Source organism: Paenibacillus sp. XP01 (genome assembly GCF_057364885.1).
In genome coordinates, this window is the sequence record NZ_CP139481.1 from 1,761,927 (window position 1) to 1,784,067 (window position 22,141).

27 protein-coding genes are annotated in these 22,141 nt (G+C 50.5%); 22 read left to right on the forward strand and 5 right to left on the reverse strand.

Annotation, left to right across the window (positions count from 1 at the left end):
- The first annotated feature begins 31 nt into the window (after positions 1-31).
- The gene (locus SNR34_RS08160; RefSeq protein ID WP_486181659.1) at positions 32-541 is read left to right on the forward strand and encodes an NUDIX domain-containing protein; all 510 of its coding nucleotides are present in this window, start codon (positions 32-34) and stop codon (positions 539-541) included.
- A gap of 275 nt (positions 542-816) precedes the next feature.
- On the opposite strand, the gene SNR34_RS08165 is transcribed toward SNR34_RS08160, so the two are convergent.
- The gene (locus tag SNR34_RS08165) at positions 817-1,977 is read right to left on the reverse strand and encodes a glycosyltransferase family 4 protein (RefSeq protein WP_486181660.1); all 1,161 of its coding nucleotides are present in this window, start codon (positions 1,975-1,977) and stop codon (positions 817-819) included.
- 272 nt (positions 1,978-2,249) lie between these two features.
- Here SNR34_RS08165 and SNR34_RS08170 point away from each other — a divergent pair, with 272 nt between their 5' ends.
- The 4 genes from SNR34_RS08170 (at position 2,250) to SNR34_RS08185 (ending at position 4,231) form a co-directional block, all read left to right on the forward strand.
- Entirely contained in the window at positions 2,250-2,819 is a 570-nt protein-coding gene (locus SNR34_RS08170) for a DMP19 family protein (protein ID WP_486182430.1), read from the forward strand.
- 12 nt (positions 2,820-2,831) lie between these two features.
- Positions 2,832-3,392 carry a nucleoside/nucleotide kinase family protein gene (locus SNR34_RS08175; RefSeq protein ID WP_486181661.1) on the forward strand — a complete coding sequence of 187 codons (561 nt, stop codon included), beginning with the start codon at positions 2,832-2,834 and terminating at the stop codon, positions 3,390-3,392.
- Between the two features lie 158 nt (positions 3,393-3,550).
- Complete coding sequence (locus SNR34_RS08180) at positions 3,551-3,901, forward strand: hypothetical protein (protein ID WP_486181662.1); 351 nt, start codon at positions 3,551-3,553, stop codon at positions 3,899-3,901.
- 18 nt (positions 3,902-3,919) lie between these two features.
- A complete protein-coding gene (locus SNR34_RS08185) occupies positions 3,920-4,231 on the forward strand; it encodes a hypothetical protein (RefSeq protein WP_486181663.1) in 312 nt (103 codons plus the stop codon).
- Positions 4,232-4,377: 146 nt separating this feature from the next.
- Here the strand turns inward: SNR34_RS08185 and SNR34_RS08190 are convergent, their stop codons facing one another.
- Positions 4,378-5,151, reverse strand: a complete 774-nt coding sequence (locus SNR34_RS08190; protein WP_339276983.1) for a sporulation protein — start codon at positions 5,149-5,151, stop codon at positions 4,378-4,380.
- Positions 5,152-5,333: 182 nt separating this feature from the next.
- Between SNR34_RS08190 and SNR34_RS08195 the strand changes: the two genes are divergently transcribed.
- The 3 genes from SNR34_RS08195 to SNR34_RS08205 are packed head-to-tail and all read left to right on the forward strand — an operon-like array spanning position 5,334 to position 7,045.
- Entirely contained in the window at positions 5,334-6,011 is a 678-nt protein-coding gene (locus tag SNR34_RS08195) for a class I SAM-dependent methyltransferase (protein WP_236416122.1), read from the forward strand.
- Between the two features lie 30 nt (positions 6,012-6,041).
- Entirely contained in the window at positions 6,042-6,497 is a 456-nt protein-coding gene (locus tag SNR34_RS08200; protein ID WP_339276987.1) for a cupin domain-containing protein, read from the forward strand.
- Positions 6,494-7,045, forward strand: a complete 552-nt coding sequence (locus tag SNR34_RS08205; protein WP_486181664.1) for a GNAT family N-acetyltransferase — start codon at positions 6,494-6,496, stop codon at positions 7,043-7,045. Before SNR34_RS08200 ends, SNR34_RS08205 begins: the two co-directional genes overlap by 4 nt.
- Here the strand turns inward: SNR34_RS08205 and SNR34_RS08210 are convergent.
- Positions 7,027-7,680, reverse strand: coding sequence for a hypothetical protein (locus SNR34_RS08210; RefSeq protein WP_486181665.1), 654 nt, complete (start codon positions 7,678-7,680; stop codon positions 7,027-7,029). The genes SNR34_RS08205 and SNR34_RS08210 overlap by 19 nt on opposite strands.
- A gap of 238 nt (positions 7,681-7,918) precedes the next feature.
- On the opposite strand from SNR34_RS08210, the gene SNR34_RS08215 reads away from it, so the two are divergent.
- The 12 genes from SNR34_RS08215 (at position 7,919) to SNR34_RS08270 (ending at position 17,571) form a co-directional block, all read left to right on the forward strand.
- The gene (locus tag SNR34_RS08215) at positions 7,919-8,449 is read left to right on the forward strand and encodes a YfiT family bacillithiol transferase (protein ID WP_339276992.1); all 531 of its coding nucleotides are present in this window, start codon (positions 7,919-7,921) and stop codon (positions 8,447-8,449) included.
- 4 nt (positions 8,450-8,453) lie between these two features.
- Positions 8,454-8,963 (forward strand): GNAT family N-acetyltransferase, encoded by a 510-nt coding sequence (locus SNR34_RS08220; RefSeq protein WP_486181666.1) that lies wholly within the window; start codon positions 8,454-8,456, stop codon positions 8,961-8,963.
- 32 nt (positions 8,964-8,995) lie between these two features.
- Positions 8,996-9,232: a hypothetical protein gene (locus SNR34_RS08225; RefSeq protein WP_486181667.1), complete on the forward strand. Its 237-nt coding sequence runs from the start codon at positions 8,996-8,998 to the stop codon at positions 9,230-9,232.
- Between the two features lie 105 nt (positions 9,233-9,337).
- Positions 9,338-9,739, forward strand: a complete 402-nt coding sequence (locus SNR34_RS08230; protein ID WP_486181668.1) for a hypothetical protein — start codon at positions 9,338-9,340, stop codon at positions 9,737-9,739.
- Positions 9,740-9,761: 22 nt separating this feature from the next.
- Positions 9,762-10,538: a class I SAM-dependent methyltransferase gene (locus SNR34_RS08235; RefSeq protein ID WP_486181669.1), complete on the forward strand. Its 777-nt coding sequence runs from the start codon at positions 9,762-9,764 to the stop codon at positions 10,536-10,538.
- 73 nt (positions 10,539-10,611) lie between these two features.
- A complete protein-coding gene (locus tag SNR34_RS08240) occupies positions 10,612-11,301 on the forward strand; it encodes a response regulator transcription factor (protein ID WP_236416111.1) in 690 nt (229 codons plus the stop codon).
- Positions 11,298-12,302, forward strand: a complete 1,005-nt coding sequence (locus SNR34_RS08245) for a sensor histidine kinase (RefSeq protein WP_486181670.1) — start codon at positions 11,298-11,300, stop codon at positions 12,300-12,302. Before SNR34_RS08240 ends, SNR34_RS08245 begins: the two co-directional genes overlap by 4 nt.
- Before the next feature lie 100 nt (positions 12,303-12,402).
- Entirely contained in the window at positions 12,403-13,158 is a 756-nt protein-coding gene (locus tag SNR34_RS08250) for an ABC transporter ATP-binding protein (RefSeq protein ID WP_486181671.1), read from the forward strand.
- Positions 13,155-15,080, forward strand: coding sequence for an FtsX-like permease family protein (locus SNR34_RS08255; protein ID WP_486181672.1), 1,926 nt, complete (start codon positions 13,155-13,157; stop codon positions 15,078-15,080). The genes SNR34_RS08250 and SNR34_RS08255 overlap by 4 nt, the downstream gene beginning before the upstream one ends.
- 457 nt (positions 15,081-15,537) lie before the next feature.
- Positions 15,538-16,506 carry a hypothetical protein gene (locus tag SNR34_RS08260; protein ID WP_486181673.1) on the forward strand — a complete coding sequence of 323 codons (969 nt, stop codon included), beginning with the start codon at positions 15,538-15,540 and terminating at the stop codon, positions 16,504-16,506.
- Between the two features lie 86 nt (positions 16,507-16,592).
- Positions 16,593-17,093 carry a GNAT family N-acetyltransferase gene (locus SNR34_RS08265; RefSeq protein ID WP_486181674.1) on the forward strand — a complete coding sequence of 167 codons (501 nt, stop codon included), beginning with the start codon at positions 16,593-16,595 and terminating at the stop codon, positions 17,091-17,093.
- 43 nt (positions 17,094-17,136) lie between these two features.
- Positions 17,137-17,571: a GNAT family N-acetyltransferase gene (locus SNR34_RS08270; RefSeq protein ID WP_486181675.1), complete on the forward strand. Its 435-nt coding sequence runs from the start codon at positions 17,137-17,139 to the stop codon at positions 17,569-17,571.
- Between the two features lie 81 nt (positions 17,572-17,652).
- Here the strand turns inward: SNR34_RS08270 and SNR34_RS08275 are convergent, their stop codons facing one another.
- Positions 17,653-17,829 (reverse strand): hypothetical protein, encoded by a 177-nt coding sequence (locus SNR34_RS08275; RefSeq protein WP_486181676.1) that lies wholly within the window; start codon positions 17,827-17,829, stop codon positions 17,653-17,655.
- A 457-nt stretch (positions 17,830-18,286) separates the two neighbouring features.
- Between SNR34_RS08275 and SNR34_RS08280 the strand changes: the two genes are divergently transcribed.
- Complete coding sequence (locus SNR34_RS08280) at positions 18,287-19,507, forward strand: RtcB family protein (protein WP_438286757.1); 1,221 nt, start codon at positions 18,287-18,289, stop codon at positions 19,505-19,507.
- 25 nt (positions 19,508-19,532) lie between these two features.
- Positions 19,533-20,732, forward strand: a complete 1,200-nt coding sequence (locus SNR34_RS08285) for a DUF4272 domain-containing protein (protein WP_486181677.1) — start codon at positions 19,533-19,535, stop codon at positions 20,730-20,732.
- 191 nt (positions 20,733-20,923) lie between these two features.
- Here the strand turns inward: SNR34_RS08285 and SNR34_RS08290 are convergent, their stop codons facing one another.
- Positions 20,924-21,958: a LacI family DNA-binding transcriptional regulator gene (locus SNR34_RS08290; protein ID WP_339277006.1), complete on the reverse strand. Its 1,035-nt coding sequence runs from the start codon at positions 21,956-21,958 to the stop codon at positions 20,924-20,926.
- Between the last annotated feature and the right edge of the window lie 183 nt (positions 21,959-22,141).

Sequence of the window (22,141 nt, forward strand, 5' to 3'; positions counted from 1 at the left end):
AAATGAACTGGGAGAGGGGATGAACAGGCATATGGAAATACGGCAAATGGCGACGGCTTTTTTGACCAACGGAAATGACATGCTGATGATGAAAAAGGCGGGCAGCAAGCTGTTCAACTTTGAATTTTGGGGTGGTATCGGCGGGCATCTGGAACCGCATGAACTGAACGCCCCGATGCTTGCAAGCTATCGAGAAATCGAAGAGGAGACGGGTTTTGCCCCAGAGGATATTGTTGGATTCCGCTTGCGTTACATTTTGTTCGAATTGAACGGTGGCGAGATCCGGCAGCAGTTTGTATATTTCGGTGAAACAACGCACAGGCAATTCGTAAATTCGGAGGAAGGAGAACTTTTCTGGATTCCCCAAACGAATTTGCATGAATTGCACACATCCATATTGATTGATGCCACGTTAAAGCATGCGCTGCTCCGGCCTGATGAACAAAGCATATGGATTGGAACTGCCATTCAAGAAGAAGGGCTAATTGGGGAATCGCCAGTGAGCTTTCAAATCCTTGAGGAAACGAACGCGTTTGCATGAGAAATGGCCAAAGACAACAAACGGGATGAAGTTGTGACAAACGAAGCTCAGATGAAGAAGGGCATCCGTTCCTGCTGTACTCGATGCCGTTATTTAGTTCCTTGGAGATGAATCGGAATCCGCCGGATGATGTGGTGGGTTATAGGGCGTTGAACCCCTGGTTTTCTCCCGAGATGATCCTTCTTGAGTCGACCAGACTGCCTGTGAACGTACAATTTTTACGGCAGTCTGGTATTATGTGAGCACTTTGCCAAGGGATTTTTAAAATTAAAAAACTATCCAGCCGTGATAATGTGCTGATTGGCAGATCTGCCCCGGCGCTCCACGGCTTCTTCGTAATCTTCAATCAACTTGTCAAAAATCTGCTCCCAAGAACGCTGCTCCGCCAAACGTCTGCCTTCAAGACCCATGCTCCGCAGCGCTTCTTCGTTTGCTCCCCAATATGAAATCTCCCGAACCAATGCCTGCCCGTCGCCAGGTTCGAACAGGATGCCATTTCGGTGTTGTGTTACGAGGTTTTTGACTCCACCTGCGTTGGCAACCATGGCAGGCAGGCCGGAAGCCATGGCTTCCAGCACGACATTGCCGAATGTTTCGGTAGGGGAAGGAAATACGAACAGATCTGCCGATGCATACATCGTGGCCAAAGCTTCTCCATGCAAATAACCCGTGAACGTGACGTTGGACGGTGCGCCTTGACGAAGTTTGGGAAGCTGCGGACCGTCTCCGACGATGACCCAGTGCACGCGGGATTGCATTTGTTCCGGCAAATGCTGGATAGCGTAGGCGAGCGTGTCGATATCTTTTTCGGGAGCGATGCGACCGACGTAGAGAAGGATCAGCGGGGCGGAGATATTGTATCGTTGGCGAATGGATGCAGTTCGTTTATCGGGGGTATACAGCTCGCAATCAACTCCGCGCGACCACAGCTTCAAGCGCTGAATGCCTTGCTGACGCAGCTCCTCGAAGGTTTCCTGGGAAGGCACCAAGGTGGCGTCGCTTGCCCGGTGAAACCACTGAATGTATTTCCAATAGAGCGGAATCATGCTTTTGAGCTTGTAATATTCGAGGTATCGGTCAAAGTGGGTGTGGTAGGAGATGACGTGCGGCAGATGATGTTTGAGGGCGTATTTCAGGCCGGGAAGCCCCATATTGAACGGGGTGGCGATATGAAGCAGATCGGGGCGAAAAGCTTGCAGTTCCCGCTGAATGACCGTTCGGCTAGGAAGTGCAATCCTGCACTCGGGATACAGGAAAAAGGGAATATTCGCAACGCTGTGCACCGCCGTAGCATGATTTCCGTCAATGACCGACTGAGGGGTAAACAACAGATGTTCAATGTTCCTCCGGTTGAGGTGTTTGCTCAGGCGGTGCAGCGTGCCGGCAACTCCGTTCGTGTCCGGAACATACGTGTCGGTAAACAAGGCCAGGCGCATCCAGATGATCCCTCCCGTGACTCTTGATGCCAAGAGCATAACAGCAGAACGTTTTCCGCGGGTTAACGGGAAGTAAAATTCCTATTTAGGGAGCTAACCATAAGGGTTTCGTTTGCGTTTAGTACATAAGACGTGCCTCTATGGACGACACGGTTTCGCATATCATCCGAGGCGAAAAAGGTTCGTTCGCCCGCTAAACCCGATCGACATGGCTTCCGCCGTATATATTCTGCTATGATGGAGTACATAGAGACAGGAGGCTTGGATGATTGATGGAACGATTGAAAGAAGAATTGCGCGAGTTGCTGCCGCTGAAGCAGTTGGAAGAGATGTCGGGGGAAGAGATTGTGGGCTCTGTGGCGATGGATATGTATCGCTCCGAATTCGCGACCGTCAGAGCGGGAGGCCCCGAGCTTCCGCAGCTGTTGCGGGACATGATGCTCATCATCGACCTGGATACGGAACTGACGATGGAGGGCATTTCCGGTTACTTGGAGAATACGGCCGGACTGCAGCTGGCGGAGACGATTGCGGCCATGCAGCGTATTGGGCATGAAGAAGATGCGGCGATTCTGGATCGGATTCGGGGAATGTTGTCTGCGGCCGGGGTGACTCCTGAACAGCTGAGAGCAAATGTTAATGAAATGCAGGAGCATGACGTGGCGAGTTTGCAGCAAACGCATGGTCAGGTCATCGGCGACTTAATGCAGCAAGTACAGGAGGAAGCCGAGAAGCTGAGTCTGCTGGTGGACAACGAAGGAGCATTTGAGCGCCTGTTCGATTACGCAGAGGCGAACAAGGCGCAATTGAAACAGGAGTTGGAACAGATCTTGTCTAAATAACAGGAGGATGTGATGGACCTGGCTTCGAACAATCCTTTTGTCATCGCGATTGCGGCAATATCGGGCGGCGGCAAAACAACCGTTGTAAGCGGCTTGGCAGAACGCTTGTCTTGCCCGGCTTTGTATTATGACGACTACGATTTGGAGGGTCCGAACGATTTCATCGCATGGACGCGTCGTGGCGGGGATTGCAACGAGTGGAACGTCGAACCGATGGTGACGGATTTGAGGCAATGGTTGGATAGTCCGTCTTCGACACCCGCTTATATTTTGCTGGACTACCCGCATGCATATTTGAATGATCGGATGAAAGACTTCATCGACCTGGCTATATTCATTGATACACCGTTGGATATAGGGTTGTGCAGAAGGATTGCCCGTGATTTCTCCGATGCTGCGGCAGACGACATCCGCGAAGAGCTTGCACAATATGCGGGAGGTGCCCGCGAAGCATACGTGATCATGCTGGAGACGGTTAAACCCGCTTCGGACGTTGTGCTGGATGGAACGCTGGAGCCGCAGGTGTTGGTGGAAAAGATCCTGAATATGCTTCCGCCAGCAAGAGCTATTTAAGTTGGACTAAACATTGACCTGACAACGGAGAAGGCAGAACCAATCTGGAGAAGCGAAGCGTCCGCCTAAAAGCTTTCTGAAGGAAAGCTGCATCGATGGGAAGGCGTATCCCCGGATTTCAGGGAATGCCAAGAAGTCTACTGCAACCAAGAATTCGCTTGCTTGAAAAACGTCATGCCATATCGGATCTGAAGACGAATATCGGAGGAGAAGCGATGAGATTCAACCAAAGGTTGTTGCTTGAAACGATCATTGTCTGCTGTCTATTGCCTGTTCTACTCGTGATCGGGAGTATGATTTATGGAATGCTCATGACGAGAGCTTATGTTCACGATGTAACTGCATCGTACATGGCGGGTTCGCCGCTCCCAAGCCAGGTTTCATTCGGGAGCATTGCCGTACTCGGCGGTGTGATGGAATACGTAACGGCAGCAGCCGGATTGCTGTTGTTTGGCGTTGCGTATTATGGGGTACGTTCGTTCATTCAGCGTCGTATGCAGCGATCCTGAGCAGAGGAGATGTCCGCAATGTTGATCAAAAAAGCGGTATTCTGGCTGTCGATGCTTAGCTTGACGCTGTGTGCCATCAACAGATTCGGATATGATGAACATAACATCTTGTTGATCGGATTGAATCCGATCTTAAACGCCGCTGCGTATACTGAACCGCTGCGCCATTGGATTTTTGATTATGAACATGTGTCACGACCGTATGACAGCGCAGCGATCAACGTGTTGTATCCGGCGTATCTGCTGCATTGGCTGTCGTTTATGCTGACGGGTTATCTCATCGATTTAGGCATTCGCCTTCTGAAAAGGAGGATACGACCTGCGGCGTGATACGAGATGGCTTTTATACGCAAAAAGCGTGCCCGAATCCGTGGTGAGCGGAACCGGACACGCTTTTTTTACATCTTCTATTCCAATGTCATGGACGGTGATCGTTTATATTGGGTGTTACGGGTTTGCAGCGAATGTTCCATAGGTCATATGTGTTTGGAAATGATTTCTTCCAACCCTTGCGCAACAGAAGCAGGTCCGCGCTGCAAATGTCTGGCTTCCAGCGTAAAGCGGACATAAGTTTCGTCCGTACCCATCGCTTCCGAGAAAATGCCTGAGAGGCCGCGAGCGCGTCTGTCGATCTGCATCAGCAGTTCGAGCGTATTGCCCATTGGATAGAACAGTACCTCGATCTCATCCAGATAGCCCCGGAATTTGCTGGTCGGCACAAACTCGAATTCCTGCACAAACGGCAAATTGCCGCCAAGCCTCGGTGCGTAGTCATTGGTCACCTCGCGCAGCCTGAATCCGAGCATATCGATGGCATCCAGCACGACACCCATTTCCTGGGTAGGCACGACCCGAATCAGATCGCGGTCCGAAGGGTCCAGCGCACTGGAGATGTCGAGTCCGGTTTCGACCCATACTTCCGCGCTTTGAAGCGTAAGCGGCAGGTTGTCTGGCAGGTCGAACGAAAAATGTTTTTCCAGACGTTGGCCAGGCTGAAGCGTAAAACGGTCGGTCAACAAATATTTGGCGACCACCGCAGTCTCTTTGTGTTTCCGATCGTCGCGCTCCCGAATATAGTGAGTGTTAATCGTGAGGTAGATGCGGTCTACATTTTGTTCGACATCTCCTCCTTGTATGTATACGGTTCCCGAGAGAACGCCGCCCGGAATCACTTCCGGCGTATCCAATTCCGTATTGACTTTGGCGGCACCTACACCTACGCTGGCTAACATTTTTTTAAAAAAGGACATGCTCTCAGCCTCCACATGATATTTGGTATTTGCTAAGGAATAATTGCGACTTCGTGCTTAATACGCCGGTTAGAGGATCGCCGTTTCAAAAATGTTTCCATGGTCGCCCGGTCAGATATTTACAGGGAAAATCAGGGACATGTAGAATGTTGTGTAATGCACCTTTTGAGGGAGGGATCGCCATGGGCATGGAATGGTACGACATGATTGCCAAACGGAACGGAGGTTACCGGGGAAGAGCGAAGTTCAAGATCGAGGGCATTTCGGCGGAACAAATCTATGAAGAACAATTGATTCGAATGCTTCCGGCCTATGATTCCGTACTGGACGCCGGTTGCGGGCACGGGGAGTTTACATTGCAAATGGCGGCTTATGCGGCCCGGATCACAGGCTTTGACAACTCGAAGGGATTGCTGGCCATCGCGCAAAGGGCACTGGCGTCCAGCGGCGTCACAAACGTGGATTTTGTCTACGCCACAACCAAAACCGAACTGCCTTTTGAAGATGGGCAATTCGATCTGATCTATGACCGCAGGGGGCCGACCTCCATCCTCGAACATAAGCGGGTTCTGCGCAAGGGCGGCGTGGTCTTTGGCATTCATACGGATGTGAGCAAAGTGAAGGAACGATTGCTTGCGAACCAGTATGATGCCATGGAAATCCGGGAGTTCAATGACGCTTGGGTTGTATTTCCGGATGAAACGCAGTTTGCGTTGTTTCTATCGGATGCCCCGGGCAATCCGGACTACACCGTGCCTGAGATGAGGGAGCAGCTTGAACTGCGGGTGAGGGAAAATACGGTGGATGGCCGCATCGCGGTCAGGGAACGCAAATATATCTGGAGAGCAGAGAATCATTGATGCATGCGTGCGCAAAGGAGTGAAAACGGAATGTCCCACAGCAGGGAAATGACGGCGGAAGAAGCGTCCCGGGAGGGCGTGAAAACGTATTATGAGCAGATGGCGAACGGGGAGAAAAAGTACAAAATGCTGGGCGATGACGGCAGTTATTATTGCAGAACGGCCGCTTCTTCGGAAGGAGCCTGGCAAAACAGCCATGTCCATCACCAGGTCACGGAACATTATTTTGTGCAATCCGGTTGGATTGCTTATGCTGCATGTGCTGAAAAGGATCAAGCTGCCAGTGTCAGCATCCTCAAGGCCGGAGACCATGTCATTGTGCCGCCAGGCGTACAACATAATGTATATATGGCTCCGCACAGCGTGATCCATACGATCAAATTCGGTGCCAATACGGCGGGAGACTGGCACGCTTCGCCTGAGTTGGATCAATTTACGCGCAATCTGACGGAGAGCGAACTCCTTGGGAGGTTTGCAGAACGATGAATGTATTTCGGAAGAATGACATCACCGTGCGCCAATTGAACCGTGATGATGAGAGGCACCTCGTTCGCTGGTTGTCTGACCCGGCGGTTCTGCAGTATTACGAAGGCAGGGATCGGCCGCATGATGCACAAATGGTAAGGGAGCATTTTTACGACGAACAGGATGAAACCATCCGTTGTATGGTCGAGTATCGGGAACGCCCCATAGGATATATTCAGTACTATCTGCTTGAGGAAGACGAACGACACGAGTACGGGTATGGCCATGTGGACGAAATCATTTATGGAACGGATCAATTCATCGGCGAACCGGATTATTGGAATAAGGGCATCGGCAGTTTGCTCGTGCAATCCATGGTGGCATTTTTGGTGGAGCAAAAGAAAGCGCAGCGCGTCGTGATGGACCCTCAAGCGTGGAACGCGCGGGCAATCCATTGCTACGAGAAATGTGGATTCCTTAAGGTCAAGCTTCTGAAGGCCCATGAATGGCACGAGGGTGAAATGAGGGATTGCTGGCTGATGGAGTACCGTCATTCATCTCCAACATAGTATGCAAAAATTTGATCCACCGGCTTAAAGTACAAATATCCGTCTTCCCAGGGCTGAAAGTGCAGATCCATGCGGGAATCCTCCCAGTTCTCCGGTGTCCCTTTGGTGGCAAGCCGCCCGGGAACGATCGGTTCTTCAATCACCTTCGGAAACTCCTGGTAGCCGAACAGCAGGTTTTCGTGCATCGCAATAATTTCATACTTGTCGGCATGGAATGCACGCTCCTCCTGAAGCTGATAGTGATAATAAATGTAACTCGCCATCATCTCCCGCTTCAGAAATGCAATTCTTCCCGCGCGGCGCTCTACCGGTGCTTTGCGCAGCCAATGCTCCTTGCTTGCGGGTTCGTTGAAGTGAAACACATTCACCATGGGGATCCATGTTCTGGGCTTCGATTCTCCGGGCCAGTCGACAAGGTGGTGGGCCAGCCGCTGAACCGATTCGAGCGGGTCCGTTTCCGCTTCCATGCATTCAAAATACAAAAAGACATTGTTCTGCCAAGCGAATGCCGCTGCCGTCATGAAGACGCCTTCCCTGACTAGTTGGCGCACGGAATCTTGCTGCTCCAAAGCCAGTCTGCCGCTTGCTTCTTGACCTGGCTTCCATATTCCGCGGAACATCCTGCGGATGATCATGATGTATCCCTCCACCCGTTCTATTTTACACGTTAAAAATTCGTCGAATTTCCTGAAGCCGTCGTTGCAGTCCATGCTGTTCAACTCATTTTTCCAGTTTCCCCTACAGTTTAGTTGGAAAGGATGGGTTGGTCAACCGCTTACATGGTTCGGTATTGCACAACGCTGGGTCATTGTGCGAACATGATATCATCATCCATTGGTTTAAATCGTCTGGTAAAAAAAAGGAGGAATGGCTATGACACAGGATTTGAGATATCCGGTTGGCACGTTTGTACATACGGGAGAAATTACTCCCGGGCAGCGGCGGTTGTGGATTCAGGACATCGCAGAGCTGCCTCAAAAGGCGCGTGAAGCCGTGAGCGGCTTGAGTGAAGAACAGTTGAACCTGCCTTATCGTGAAGGCGGTTGGACGATTAGGCAGGTCGTGCACCACATGGCGGACAGCCACATGAACAGCTTGATCCGTTTCAAACTGGCACTCACGGAAGAGACCCCGACGATTCGTCCATATTATGAGGACCGCTGGGCTGAATTGGATGACTCCAGCGAACTGGATATTGAAGTTTCACTGCGGCTGCTTGAATCGTTGCATCAGCGCTGGGTGTATTTACTTCAATCGTTGACGGACGAGGATTATGCCAGAACGTTCTACCATCCGGGCTCGCAGGAGACCACACGTTTGGACTACAATCTCGGCGTTTACGCCTGGCATGGCCGTCACCATGTGGCGCATATCACTTCTTTGCGAAGAAGATTGGAGATATAATCGGGTGGATATTCAGATCAGGTTGCTGAATGATCAACGAGATCCGGCCATCATTTCGCAGGCTTTTCGCGATCAGGGATGGGAGAGGTCGCCTGAGCAATATGTCCGCTATTATATTGAACAGGAGAACGGGGATCGCGTGACGTTGGTTGCCGAACTGGACGGCGTTTTCGCCGGATATGTCAACGTGTTGTGGCATTCCGATTATCCCGCTTTCCAAGCATCGGGGATTCCGGAGATTAACGATTTGAACGTGCTGATGCGATATCAGCGCCAAGGCATCGGCACCAGGCTGATGGACGAGGCGGAGGCGGTGATTCGTGAGCGGACGGATACGGCGGGCATCGGCGTGGGCATTTTTTCGGACTATGGAAAAGCGCAAATTCTCTACGCCCATCGGGGTTACATCCCGGACGGGAAAGGGGTTTGCAAGCACGACCGTTATTTGAAGTACGGGGATGAGATTGTCATTGATGATGACGTCATTTTATATCTTACGAAAAAGCTCAAGTAGAACTCTTCGGGAAGGCGAACCGATGCCTGCATATGCCTGATCGTGCGGCAGAATTTCTGCGCTGGAAGAGGGATGAGCTTGAACGCTTTGACGAGTATTGCGAACGTTTCGATCGGGAGATGAGTGCCGGCTGGTCCCGGATCGTTTCGCAGGTCGGGCATCATCGCACTGGCGGAAAGAACGGACGAATCGTGATCACATTCAAAGGCGTTTCGAAGCATAGGTTTTCCTATGATTCAGAACGCTTTTTTTATTCTAAAATGCAGTAGTTTGTTCATGGTTGAAGCATGAAAAATAGAACTATACTGGTTGAAAATGTTATAATGGAGTGTAACGGTTTACTAGGGAAACCGGGCGAGGGGGAGGTGGTTGGCGTGTGGGAAACGTATGAATCGAGACGCGGACATGTGCAGGATTTCGATGTTCGTTACCGCTTCTATTCGGCAGAAGAAGGCGGACGCAAGAGCCTGCCCTTTCAAGGATACCGGTGCGATTTTCTATATGAAAATGAAGATCTCAAAGTAGACTCGCTATACATGATCCATCCCGAATTCGAGGATGAGCACGGAGCGCTCATGCTGGACATAGACCGCCCGGTGAACCGGGAAGGGACGGCGCGAATGTGGATTCTGATCCCGGAGATGAGGGGAAGGGTGCATCGTGACCGGATTAAAACGGGAACCAAGGGTTTTTTTATGGAAGGTTCGCGGCGCGTGGGTGAAGTGGCAGTGACTCGGGTAGTGGGGTTAATGACCAATCCTATAAAGGATACATAACGACAGCAAGATGGGTGATGGCTTGATCGGAAACGTTGAACCGATCGACATCTTTAATCTGAGGGGAGCCATGGTTATGGAGAAAACGATTAAAAGCGTGCAGGACGTCTTTGAAATGCTGGATGCGGAGTTTCGTTCGCCGGAGCAATTTTGGGAACCGTTTTATGCGGATCGCAGCCGCCCCATCCCTTTCTTTTCGAACAAACCGGACGAAAATCTGGTGGAGTACGTGACATCCAATCTCTTGTCTGGTGACAAGGCGTTAGAACTGGGATGCGGCCCAGGGCGAAATGCGTTGTATCTGGCCAAACAAGGGTACCGCGTGGATGCTTACGATTTGTCCGAGACAGCCATTGCTTGGGCCAAGGAACGTGCTGCTGCTGAAGCGCAGCTGGAAGTGCATTTCGAATGCAAATCCGCGTTCGAGTTGAACCCTGCAGCACAATATAACGTCGTCTATGATTCAGGCTGCCTGCATCATCTGCTTCCGCATCAACGGATACCGTATATCGACATGATCCACCGGGCATTGGTGCCGGAAGGCATGTTTGCGATGACTTGCTTTGCGCCGGGATATGGAGGACAAGGCGGGCCTGAGAACGTGATGAACGACTGGCAGGTCTACGAGGAAAAATCGATGCGAGGCGGCCTGGCCTATACGGAAGAGAAGCTGCGGTACATTCTGGGAGACAGGTTCGAGTGTGTCCGTTTTCGTGCAATGCAGGCAATGGAGCCGGATGATTGGCGATTCGGAGTACCGTTTCTATGGACCACGCTTTGGAAAAAGCGGGAGATGTAAGTTGCATGTTTACAATGATACAATCGTACAAGAAGTTTCTATTGTTTTTTGAAAAGGAATGATCATCAATCCTATGTTTAAAATCATGTTCATCGAAGATGACGAATCGTTGTTCACCGAAATCAGGGACAGACTCGGACAGTGGTCCTACGACGTGCACGGCGTGAACGATTTCGACAAAGTGCTGCAACAATTCATCGCCATTCAACCGCAGCTGGTCATCATCGATATTCAGCTGCCCCGGTTCGACGGATTCCACTGGTGCAGGATGATCCGCTCCCATTCCAAGGTGCCGATCATTTTCCTGTCCTCTCGCGATCATCCGACCGATATGGTGATGTCGATGCAGATGGGGGCTGACGATTACGTGCAGAAGCCGTTCCACTTCGACGTGTTGATCGCCAAAATTCAGGCCACGCTGCGCAGAGTGTACAACTACAATGCCGAGCAGGCCGAACTTCGCGCCTGGCGGGGAGCTACGGTCGAGTATGTGAAGAACGAGCTTGCCTGCAACGGGCATACCGTGCAATTGACCAAAAATGAAATGTTTATTCTCAAACAGCTGGTCGAGCGCAAAAACCGGATCGTCACGCGGGAGGAACTGATCCGCAGCCTGTGGGACCACGAACATTTCGTCAGCGACAACACGCTCACCGTCAACGTCAACCGTTTGCGCAAAAAGCTGGAGCCGCTCGGCCTCGATGCCTATATCGAAACAAAGGTTGGCCAGGGTTACATGGCGACGGAAGAGGGAGAAGCATGATTTGGCGTTATCTGCGCGAACGAGTAAGCTGGCTGCTGCTGCTGCTCGCATTGCAAGCGGTGATCTTGTTCGTAGCCTATGTGGATTCAAGCATTCCGCTGCAGTCCTTGCTTTACGTCGTTGTACTGAATGTCGTGATCTGCATCGTATTCGTGTGGGCAAGATATCCGGCGGAGACTCGGTTCTACCGTCGGATGGAAGCATGGGATCACACCTATGATCTATCTGAACTGGGCTCCCCCGGCAGCCCGCATGAGCAGATCGTGCACGATGCCGTCGTTGCCCAGACGGAGAGATACCGGAAAGAATCGACGGCCAACATGCTGCTGCTGGAGCAGGAAAAGGATGAGATGGTGGCCTGGATCCATGAGGTGAAGACACCGCTTACCGCCCTGCAGCTTATGATTGAGCGGATGCCCGACGACAGGCTGAAAGGCCAAATGACCTACGAATGGGTACGCATCCATCAGCTGTTGGATCGGCAGCTCCATCAGAAGCGCATTCCGTTTATGCATAATGATCTGTTTATCGAACCGACGGAGCTGGAACCGATCATCCATGCCGAGATTCGCGCCATCCGGTCATGGTGCATCTCCAAAGGCATCGGTTTCGAAGTGGAGTTGGCGGAATCCCACGTACTCACCGACGGGAAATGGCTGGGATTCATCCTGCGGCAATTGCTCAGCAATGCGGTGAAGTACAGCCCGTCTTCCGACGTCGTCATTGCCAGCAGGGCCGTTCAAGGGCATGTTGTGCTGACTATTCAGGATCGGGGGCGAGGGATCGACGCCCGCGATTTGCCGCGTATTTTCGATAAGGGGTACACGTCGGCGCAAGGGCGCATGGAAGGCGCGGCAACGGGAATGGGGCTGTACCTGAGCCGACAGGTCGCCGAGGCGCTTCGCATTCGACTGGACGTGTCATCCGTGGTTGGGGAAGGCACCCTGGTCACGTTGACCTTTGCGCGGGAGAACGAAATGGCGCACCTTTCAGGCATGTGACAGCATTGTCACATGCTTTTTCATATTGTTCGGCGAAACGCAGGATGGTGTGCGGATTTCACTTTATGATGGAAGCATACCTAAGAGGAGTGGATGGGACATGTCGATACTGGAAGCAAAGAGAATTCATAAGGTTTACGGCAACAAATGGAATAAGCAGGAGGTGCTGCGCGGTATCGATCTCGGCGTAGGCAAGGGCGAATTCGTCGGCATCATGGGACCTTCCGGCTCGGGGAAGACCACGCTCTTGAACGTGCTTTCTTCTATCGATCGCGTCAGCCAGGGCACCATCGAGATCGAAGGCCAGGAGTTTACGGGCATGAAGGAGAAACAGTTGGCCGAATTCCGCAAACGCCATTTGGGATTCATTTTTCAGGATTACAATCTGCTGGATACGTTGACGGTCAAGGAAAACGTGCTGCTGCCGCTCTCGATTACCGATCTGCCTAAACAGGAAGCCCATCGGAGGTTCGAGCAGATCGCCCGAGAGCTGGGTATCTATGAATTGAAGGACAAGTACCCGTCCGAGATTTCGGGAGGGCAGAAGCAGCGGACATCGGCCGCGCGGGCGTTCGTTCATCAGCCAAGCATCATTTTCGCGGACGAACCGACGGGGGCGCTCGACTCCAAGTCCGCTTCCGACCTGCTCGGCAAGCTGAGCGACATGAATCGGGCGCGCCAGGCGACCATTATCATGGTGACGCATGATCCGCTGGCGGCGAGCTATTGCAGCAGAGTCATTTTTATCCGCGACGGGCAGATCTATACGCAGCTGCATAAGGGAGATGAGTCGCGGCAAGCGTTCTTTAACGGCATTATCCAAACGCAAGGCGTGCTGGGCGGTGTGCAGCCGTGAGTCTCAATCAGATCATTTTCCGGAATTTGCGCAAAAATTTAAAAAATTATTACCTGTACGTTTTTGCGTTGATTTTCAGCGTGGCGCTGTATTTTTCGTTTGCTACGTTGCAGTACGATCCCTCCATGGACGAAGTGGAACAATCGACAAAAGGAGCTGCCGCCATCGGCGCATCGTCGGTGCTGTTGGTCGTGATCGTCGGCATTTTCCTGCTGTATGCCAACACGATTTTTATCAAGCGGCGCAGCAAGGAGATCGGGCTGTTTCAACTGATTGGCTTGACGAAAGGCCGAATTTTCCGCATTTTGACGGCAGAGAACGCGATCCTGTATTTCGGGGCCATGGTGATCGGGGTGCTGATCGGATTCATCGGCTCCAAGCTGGTGCTTATGATTCTGTTCAAAATATTGGAGATCGAGGCGATCACGAAGCTCTATTTTTCGCCGTTGGCCTTGGCGCAGACGGTTGCCGTGTTTGCCGGCCTGTATGTGCTCATCATGCTGATGAATTACGCGTTCATCCGTGCTCAGAGCATTCTCTCCTTGTTCAAGGTTACGTCGACTGCGGAGCAGCGGATCGGCCGCATGTCCTTCGGTCAAATTGTGATGGGGCTGTTGGGGATTGGATTGATTGCTTACGGTTACGTGCTGTCCGCACGCATGTTCAGCGGGGAAGTGCTCGATATGCAGCAGTTGATGTACACGATGCTGCTGATTCTGTTTTCGGTCATTCTGGGAACATATCTGTTCTATAAAGGATCGGTAAGCTTTGTATTCAATCTGATTCGCAAAAGCAAACAGGGTTACCTTTCCATTAATGAGGTGTTGTCCCTCTCGTCCATCATGTTTCGCATGAAATCCAATGCGCTGCTGCTTACGATCATCACGACGGTGTCCGCACTCGCCATCGGCATGCTGTCACTGAGTTATATTGCGTATTACTCGGCCGAAGCACAGGCCAGGGAAAGCATACCGGAGGATTTTTCCTTTGCGCAGGCGGAGGTCATGGAATCGTTCGTATCGTCGTTAAAAGAGAAAGGCATCGAGGTTGAGGTGCAGCATAGGCAGCCCGTATATATCGAAATTGATGCCAGTCAGGTCATGCATGATTCCTCCGATGGAGAAATGTTGTCCAGTTCCGTAATTAGCGATGCCATGGTCGGCGATCTGGACGTGAAACCTGGCGAGGTTGTATTCATGGGATATGGCAACGTGGTGAGACAACTGATATCCATCGAGGAACAGGGACCGATCGTGCTGCACGGACTGCACCAGGCCCTGGATCAGCAATTGGTTGGCACGTCCAAGCAAGGCGTACTTCCAACCTATTACACCAAAGGTACGCCTGTTGCTGTCGTCGACGAGACCGTCTATGCCAAGCTGGTGCAGGATCTTGACCCGAAACTGCAGAAAGGGGAGCCGACCGATTATTATGGCGTGCGCATTATCGACCGGGGGAAAACGGAAGAGGCATATGGCGTTTTTCAATCACAGAAGCTGGAGGTGCCGAACTTCTCGCAAATCGAAATGCGGAACAATCAGCGAACCACTATGGGGTTGATCATGTTTATTGTCGGTTTCCTCGGTTTGACGTTCCTGATCACGTCAGGCTGCATCCTGTATTTCAAGCAGATGAACGAAGGCGAGGAAGAGAAGGACAGCTACACCATTTTGCGCAAAATAGGGTTCACCCAGGGCAATCTGCTTGGCGGCATTCGCTTCAAGCAAATGTTCAACTTTGGCATCCCGCTCGCGGTGGGGTTAAGTCATAGCTATTTTGCGGTCAAGTCCGGCTGGTTTTTCTTCGGCACCGAGTTGGTTACGCCAATGGTCATTGTCATGATTGTCTATGCGCTGCTGTATTCGGTCTTCGGGCTGTTATCGGTGTGGTACTATAAACGAGTCATTAGGGAATCGCTGTAGTTGGTGGAGGAAGTTAAACGGAGTTAATCGGGATGTTGCTACCGAAGCCCTCAAGCAGCAATACCGTGATTTCCAAAATCTATAGATAGTCGCATTTTACGATGTTGAATATGAAAAAAACTAGTAGGGAGAATGTACCTACTAGTTTTTTTGTGTGATGGACTGCTATGAAGTGCGGACCCTCTAAAAATTGGGGATAGCAGCGATCGGAAGAGGGGACTGCGTTCGCAGTGGCCTTGTGTGATTGATTAGTGCGGTTTATATCGTTTTAAGTTGGGAAATGAACAGGCTGAGAAAGCCAAAAATTCTTTTTATATCATGAATAAATTGCTATTATGGAAATAGGAATTTTGTCTAGAGTGAGATACATAACGGTATATTTGAATATGTTGAACAAAGTTGCATTGCTTAGCGTATGGACTGACAACTGCAATTAACTTCAGACTGGTACGATTCTATGAAAGAAAATCAAAAAATCCATGGAGGTTCTACGATGCAAGTAATAAACGGCAAATATATTTTGAGTGAAGATGAATTTCATCAGTTTGAAACGTTTATGCAATATGGGAATTTGAGAGATGCAAAATATGTTTTTGTCGGTATGGAAGAGGGGTTATGGCGTTTTAATTATGACGAAAATTTAGAAGGAAGATTAGATTTCCTCTCTCAACATCATGAATTTGTTCATTACGTAGACGAGAAGCATGGATATGAAGGGGGTTGGTATGTTACAGATACACATTCCGCTCCCGCACTTCTTACAGCTATAAATGGTAGTTTGAAAAAAAGGGGCAGGCCGGAAAGCTGGGAACTGGATAGAAAAATCGACCAAACGATGCGTATGCAAATTCGCTTAGCAGCTCTGCTTGAGGCAAACCTTGATTTTTCAGTACTAAAATATTTCACAAAAAATGATGACTATAGCACGTATCCCTTACATAAAAGGGACGGGGAAACAGCAATGTTTGACTGGTATCCGCTTCCTAAGAAAAGCAAAACGGATTTCCCTTATGTCGTTTCAGGAAAATTCGAAAACAGCAGAGAGTATTATAATTACTATGATAACCATGCAACCAATAGAAAACAGTTGATAAGAAATCTCTATGATCATTATCCGATGAATATAAGCATTATTTATGTTGGGAAAGACCGGGGACAATTCAAACTTCTTAAGCACTATGAGGACTTAGGTTTTGAATTTCATGAGTATAGCACTGGGACGATCCCTTCAGGCTTAGATTTACAGCCCGGCAACAAACCAAAAATGTTTATGATCGGTCGAAGAACCAGAGTGGATGGCCACTTGCAATTAGCTGTGATGACACCATTTTTGGGGATGGGGCAGTGCAGTTTCGATGACATAAATGTTATAGCGGCATGGTTGCATTTGGAGCAAAAAAAGGGTGCAAAAAAGGGCGGTATTTAAAAAATAGTCTGGCATAAATTATGTCTTTACGAATTTCAAACTGCTGGCAAGAAGAAGATAAATCGAAAGCAAGGTGGGGAAGAACCATGTTGACCATTCAACAAGCCGAACTTCAACACAAATCAACACTGCGCAATCTGTTGGAGCTCTACAAGTATGATTTTAGCGAATACGACCCGGAGGACGTCAATGAAAACGGATTGTATGAATATATGTATCTGGATCATTATTGGACAGAACCGGGGCGACATCCGTTCTTGTTCAGGGTAGATGACAAGCTGGCCGGATTTGCGCTCATCCGCGAACTGCAGCAAGCAGGGGAAGAAAACGTATACGAAATGGCCGAGTTTTTCGTGATGCGGAAGTATCGAAAGCAGGGCGTGGGCGCGCAAGCAGCCGTTCAACTATTCAATCGTTTCAAGGGTACGTGGAAAGTCGCCGAGATGGAAGAAAACGTGCCTGCCCAGCATTTTTGGCGCAAAGTTATTGCAGGCTATACCTGTGGAACGTATGATGAAATTCGGGAAGCGGGCTGGGAAGGGCCGATACAGCAATTTTCCAATCTACAGATTTCGAAGAGCGGCTGACGTTGCAACAGTAAACGACACACATCAAAGGAGAGCATATCGGATGGTTACCGTACGAAAAATTGAACAGCAGGATTTGCCTGCGCTCAGTCAGTTATATGATGAATTGATGGGGATGCCTGCCAATCGAGAGCAGATGGAGCGTATGTTTCGTTTCATCGCAGAGAATGAGCAGTATTATTTGCTCGGCGCATTCCATGAAGGCAAGCTGGCCGGATCGGTGATGGGCATCGAATGCATGGACCTGGTGGGGGAATGCAGGCCGTTTATGGTCATCGAGAATGTGATCGTGTCGCAGCATGTGCGCAAGCAGGGGGTCGGACAGAAGCTGATGACCGAGATTGAGCGGATCGCGAAGGAGCAGAATTGCGGTTATATGATCCTGGTGTCCGGCGACCAGCGGAAGGAAGCGCATCGGTTTTACGAGAAGCTGGGCTTCGGTGACGAGAAGGTGCAGGGGTACCGGAAGCATCTCTGATTTCGCTTTGGTGCAGATAGACAGCCGTCATCGAAGTGGATTAAAGGATGGCGGCTGTTATCTGAACTGTATCATAAGGCCTTACACCACTACAAAAATAAAAAATGCTATGATTAGAAATATAATTCCAATGGTAAAGACGGTTTTCTTCAATTCGGAACGCAACTGCTTTTTTTTAACCCCGATCAGCATTGCAGTCAAAACGATGATAACGTATGCCCCTAAGAGCCATAAAACACCACTCATAGCAGTAGTCAATCGGTTACCTCCTCAAATGAAACGAAATATGTTGTTAAAGTAGTCATCATTGCTTACCAGCATAACGTCTTCTTTTTTGTCTTTTAAAATAAAATCCTGCAATGCTTCCACTCCGAAGACTCCGAAAAAATTTCCCATGAGCCTTACATTGGAAAGATTGAGTTTTAAAGCCAAAGCAGCTATTTCACTGCAACTTGCTGTATTCTCGTTCAAAAACAGATAACAAGTCTAATTTATTCTACTTAAAGTTTCTAATCGTTGATTAAAATCACAATATGATGGAAAAATGTGAGTTTTTTAAAATAAGAAGAATTTAAGTATAACCCAACTCTATACCTGAAGGAATTAATAGTTTCCAGGTACCGTGATTTTTTGGTAAAATAAACGAAGTTATGATAACGGAACGTATGTACGTATTTATGTAATGTGCAGATGAACGAAGGAGGCTTCGATTACGATGCGTATCATCGATAACATCAAAGTGTGGGGAGAACCGCTGGAGAACGCCGTCAGCCAGGCCGTGACCTGTTCTCTGCATGGCGACGTGCTGGGAGTGGCCCTGATGGCCGACCATCATAAAGGATACTCGCAGCCCATTGGCGGCGTGGTGGCATACCGCGGCATGATTAGCCCTTCCGGCGTTGGATACGACATTGCCTGCGGCAACAAAGCGATTCGCACCAACCTGTTGTGGAGCGATATCCGTGACCGGATTTCCGGCATCATGGACCAGGTCCAGGCGGAGATTTCGTTCGGGGTGGGTCGAAACAACCCGACGCCTGTCGATCATGAGCTGTTCGACGATGCAAGCTGGAAGCTGTTCGACAGCATTGAGCCGGGGCTGCAGCAGAAGCTGAAAGTCCTTGCGCGCAACCAGCTCGGAACGGTGGGGAGCGGCAATCATTTTGTCGATCTGTTCGTGGAAGAAGCGACGGGCAAGGTATGGGTGGCCAACCATTTCGGCAGCCGCGGCTTCGGGCACAAGGTGGCGAGCGGTTTCCTCAATCTTGCGGCAGGACGGGAATTCGGCGGCAAGGCACCAGGGGAATCCATGGATCAGCCGCCTACGCTCCTCGATCTGAACAGTGAGTTGGGGCATATGTATTGGGATGCGATGACGCTGGCGGGCCGATATGCGTATGCCGGGCGTGATTACGTCATCGATCAGACGGTACGCATTCTTGGGGCTAACGTGGAATATGCCGTGCATAACCATCACAATTTTGCGTGGAAGGAGCAGCATATGGGCGAAGAGGTTGTCGTTGTCCGTAAAGGAGCGACGCCGCTTGCCCCCGGGCAGCTTGGTTTTGTCGGCGGCAGCATGGGCGATATTTCGGTCATCGTGGAAGGCGTGGACAGCGAGGAAAACACAGCCTCATTCCGCAGCACGGTGCATGGAGCCGGCCGCATTATGAGCCGTACGCAGGCCGCAGGCAAAATGAACTACAAGCTGCGCAAACGCATGGGCGGCGAGATCAGCGAACGGCAAATGCATGAGGCCATTCGGGCGTATGGCGTCGAACTCCGCGGTGCTGGCACGGATGAAAGCCCGTTTGTGTATAAAAAACTGCAGGATGTATTGAACGCCCATGCAAATACGCTAAAAATCAATCATGTGCTGCGTCCGGTCGGCGTGGCGATGGCAGGCAGCAACGAATTCGACCCTTACAAGGATTAGGCGATAGATTCAACACAAGCACAACATGGGAAAGATGGTGAACGGTATGAAAAATTGCGCATTGTACAGCTCTCGTTTTGATCTGGACGAGCTGTATGGAATGATTACCTCTCTATATCCGGAAGATACGATCGAGCAGCAACCGGACAAAACCCATATTCGGGTGACCCGCAAGAAATGGTTCAGCAAAAAAAGCAAAGGATTCAACATCATGACCAGCCAGACACATCCCGAGGAATTCGGTCCGATGATTCAGGGTATGATGAATTTCTTTGGGCAGATCGAGGCCGAGAGGCCCTTGGTCCAGGAAAAAGTGCTGATCAAATGCTCCACGCTGAACATGGTGATCGGCATCGAAACGGATGAAGACATCGACGAAACGTTCTATGGGGAACTGCTGCAGCTTGCATCCGCGCTGGATGCGGTCATTTTCTGGGGAGGAGGCTCGCTGCTGAATGCCCAGGGGCAATTATTGCTTGACATGGCTGGCCGTTCCGAAGTCGAGGATTACACGGTGACGGCACATACCAGCTATTTGCATGCCGATTTGCAAGAGACCGAGTCCGGAAAGAAAAGGAAGGCGAGATCGGAACGGATATTGGCCGAGCAGGGCATTCCCTATAACGCGAATCTGCCTGTACGAGCGGGGGAAGAGCATACGACGATTCGCAGCAAAGAGGAAGTCGCCGCCCGGGCGGTGGCGCTCTGCATTGCAGCGCTGAAGGGCGAGTGCCTCGGGGCCGGCGAGAGTGCCGAAGACACGGCAGCGCTGGTGCAGGAAGTGATCGACAAGTACGGGGCGGAACGTTTCTTTTCTCCGGCAGAACGGAATTTCGTGCACCAGCTTGGTGCCGAACATCAGGACGTCATTGCCTATTCTTGGGGATACGAAGCGTATGCGGTGATGCTGTGGGCGTTGGGGTACATCGACCAGTTGGGTGCGCCGACAGAAATCTGCAATGTCAGCCAGGCGGTAGGCCATTTGCAGCGGAAGGAGGATTTTGCCGCATTTGTTGCCGATGCCACGATGCGCGGCAAAAGCGAAATCATGGACGAGGCGGATCTTATTTATCGTTATAACTGGGTATGCGTGGATAGCCGCATCAAGGAGCAGGAGCCCCCCGCTGGCTTGATTGGCGGGGTGGCCTATGAACGTCACCGGGCGCTAAACTGGTTGATTTGTTACATGGATCAAGATTGGGACGATGTCCGCACGGATACGTAGGTCCGTCTATATAAACCGCAATAATAAATCCCACTAATGCCCTGCGAGCGCAGTACCATCTTCCGATCGCTGTTTATCCCTTTTTCCTAATCAACGAGGATAACCATCAAATACATGAATCAGCAGAAATCCCCTGTACTGGCAAACGTGCCAAGGTACAGGGGATTTCTGCATATGAAACATAGACCGCGCTATCCGTTGGGCTTGCCATACTGTTCGCGAATGATAACGTCGGCCAGGATCAGTTTTTTCTCCACGCTGCTCTCCGGGTTGAGGATGCGCCATAACATCTGGTCTACGGCACGAGCGCCAAGCAGTTCCTTATTGACGTTAACCGTGGCCAGCAGCGGAATGTTGTCGTATACGTTGTCAAAACCGGTGACCACGCACTGTTCGGGAACGTTGATTCCCAAGCTTTGCAAAGCTTCGATGGTATACAGCGCATAAAAGTCGTTGGCGCACACGAATACCTCGGGCAGCTTCCCCTCCTCGATAATCGACGAGAGCACTTGCCGAAAATCGATGTCGGGAGCGATCAGCTCCGGCCATTGGTTCATTTCGATGTTGTCGCCCATGAGCACTGCCCCGTATGCAACCCAGCGCTCGTAAAAACTTTGCGCATCCCCGATATCACCCACGAACTGGAAGGATTTAAATCCTTTTCGAATAAGGTAGAGCATGATTTCACGCATGGAAGCGAAGTTGTCGGTGAAAATGCTGTCGGATTGAAATACCGGGTCAAGGTGATCCACCATAACGACGGGGATTCCGAGCCGCTTGATCTCCAGCAGTATAGGCGTCGAGATCGTGCCGACTGTAATGATGCCGCGGATGGCATCCGGGTTCAGCAGGGTGAACAATTGGTCGGCGGAAGGCTCGGTGAGCGTCAGAATATTGATGTTCTTTTGGTTCAAACGGGATGAAATCCCGTTAAACACCGGCCCCCAATAGATGGATTCCTGGTTTTGATAGCGTACGTTGGGAAACAGGATCAGAATCGTTCCGCTCCAGCGCACGTTTTGGGGATCTTGCAGATCATTGCCGTTATGTTGATCGCCGGACAAGGTGCTGTTGTCCTTAAAATACCCAAGTTTGCCTGCAGCTTTAAGGATCATGTCCCGCGTTTGCTCGCTGACGCCCGATTTGCCGGAAAGCGCGCGTGAGACCGCAAATTTCGACAGTCCTGTAAAGTGCGCAATTTCCTGAATTGTTACCTTCGTCTTCATCATACCATCCTTACACTCGTAGTTCTGCCGTTTATCCGTAATGAGACATCAAGCTGACTCTAGTATACATGATTCATTTTCATGAATCTAATGATGGATTGCCATAACCGGACCAAAATGAATACGGGCAAATCGAGAGAAATCTACTAATCAAGCACAACCAGTCTACTGGAATGAAGTATC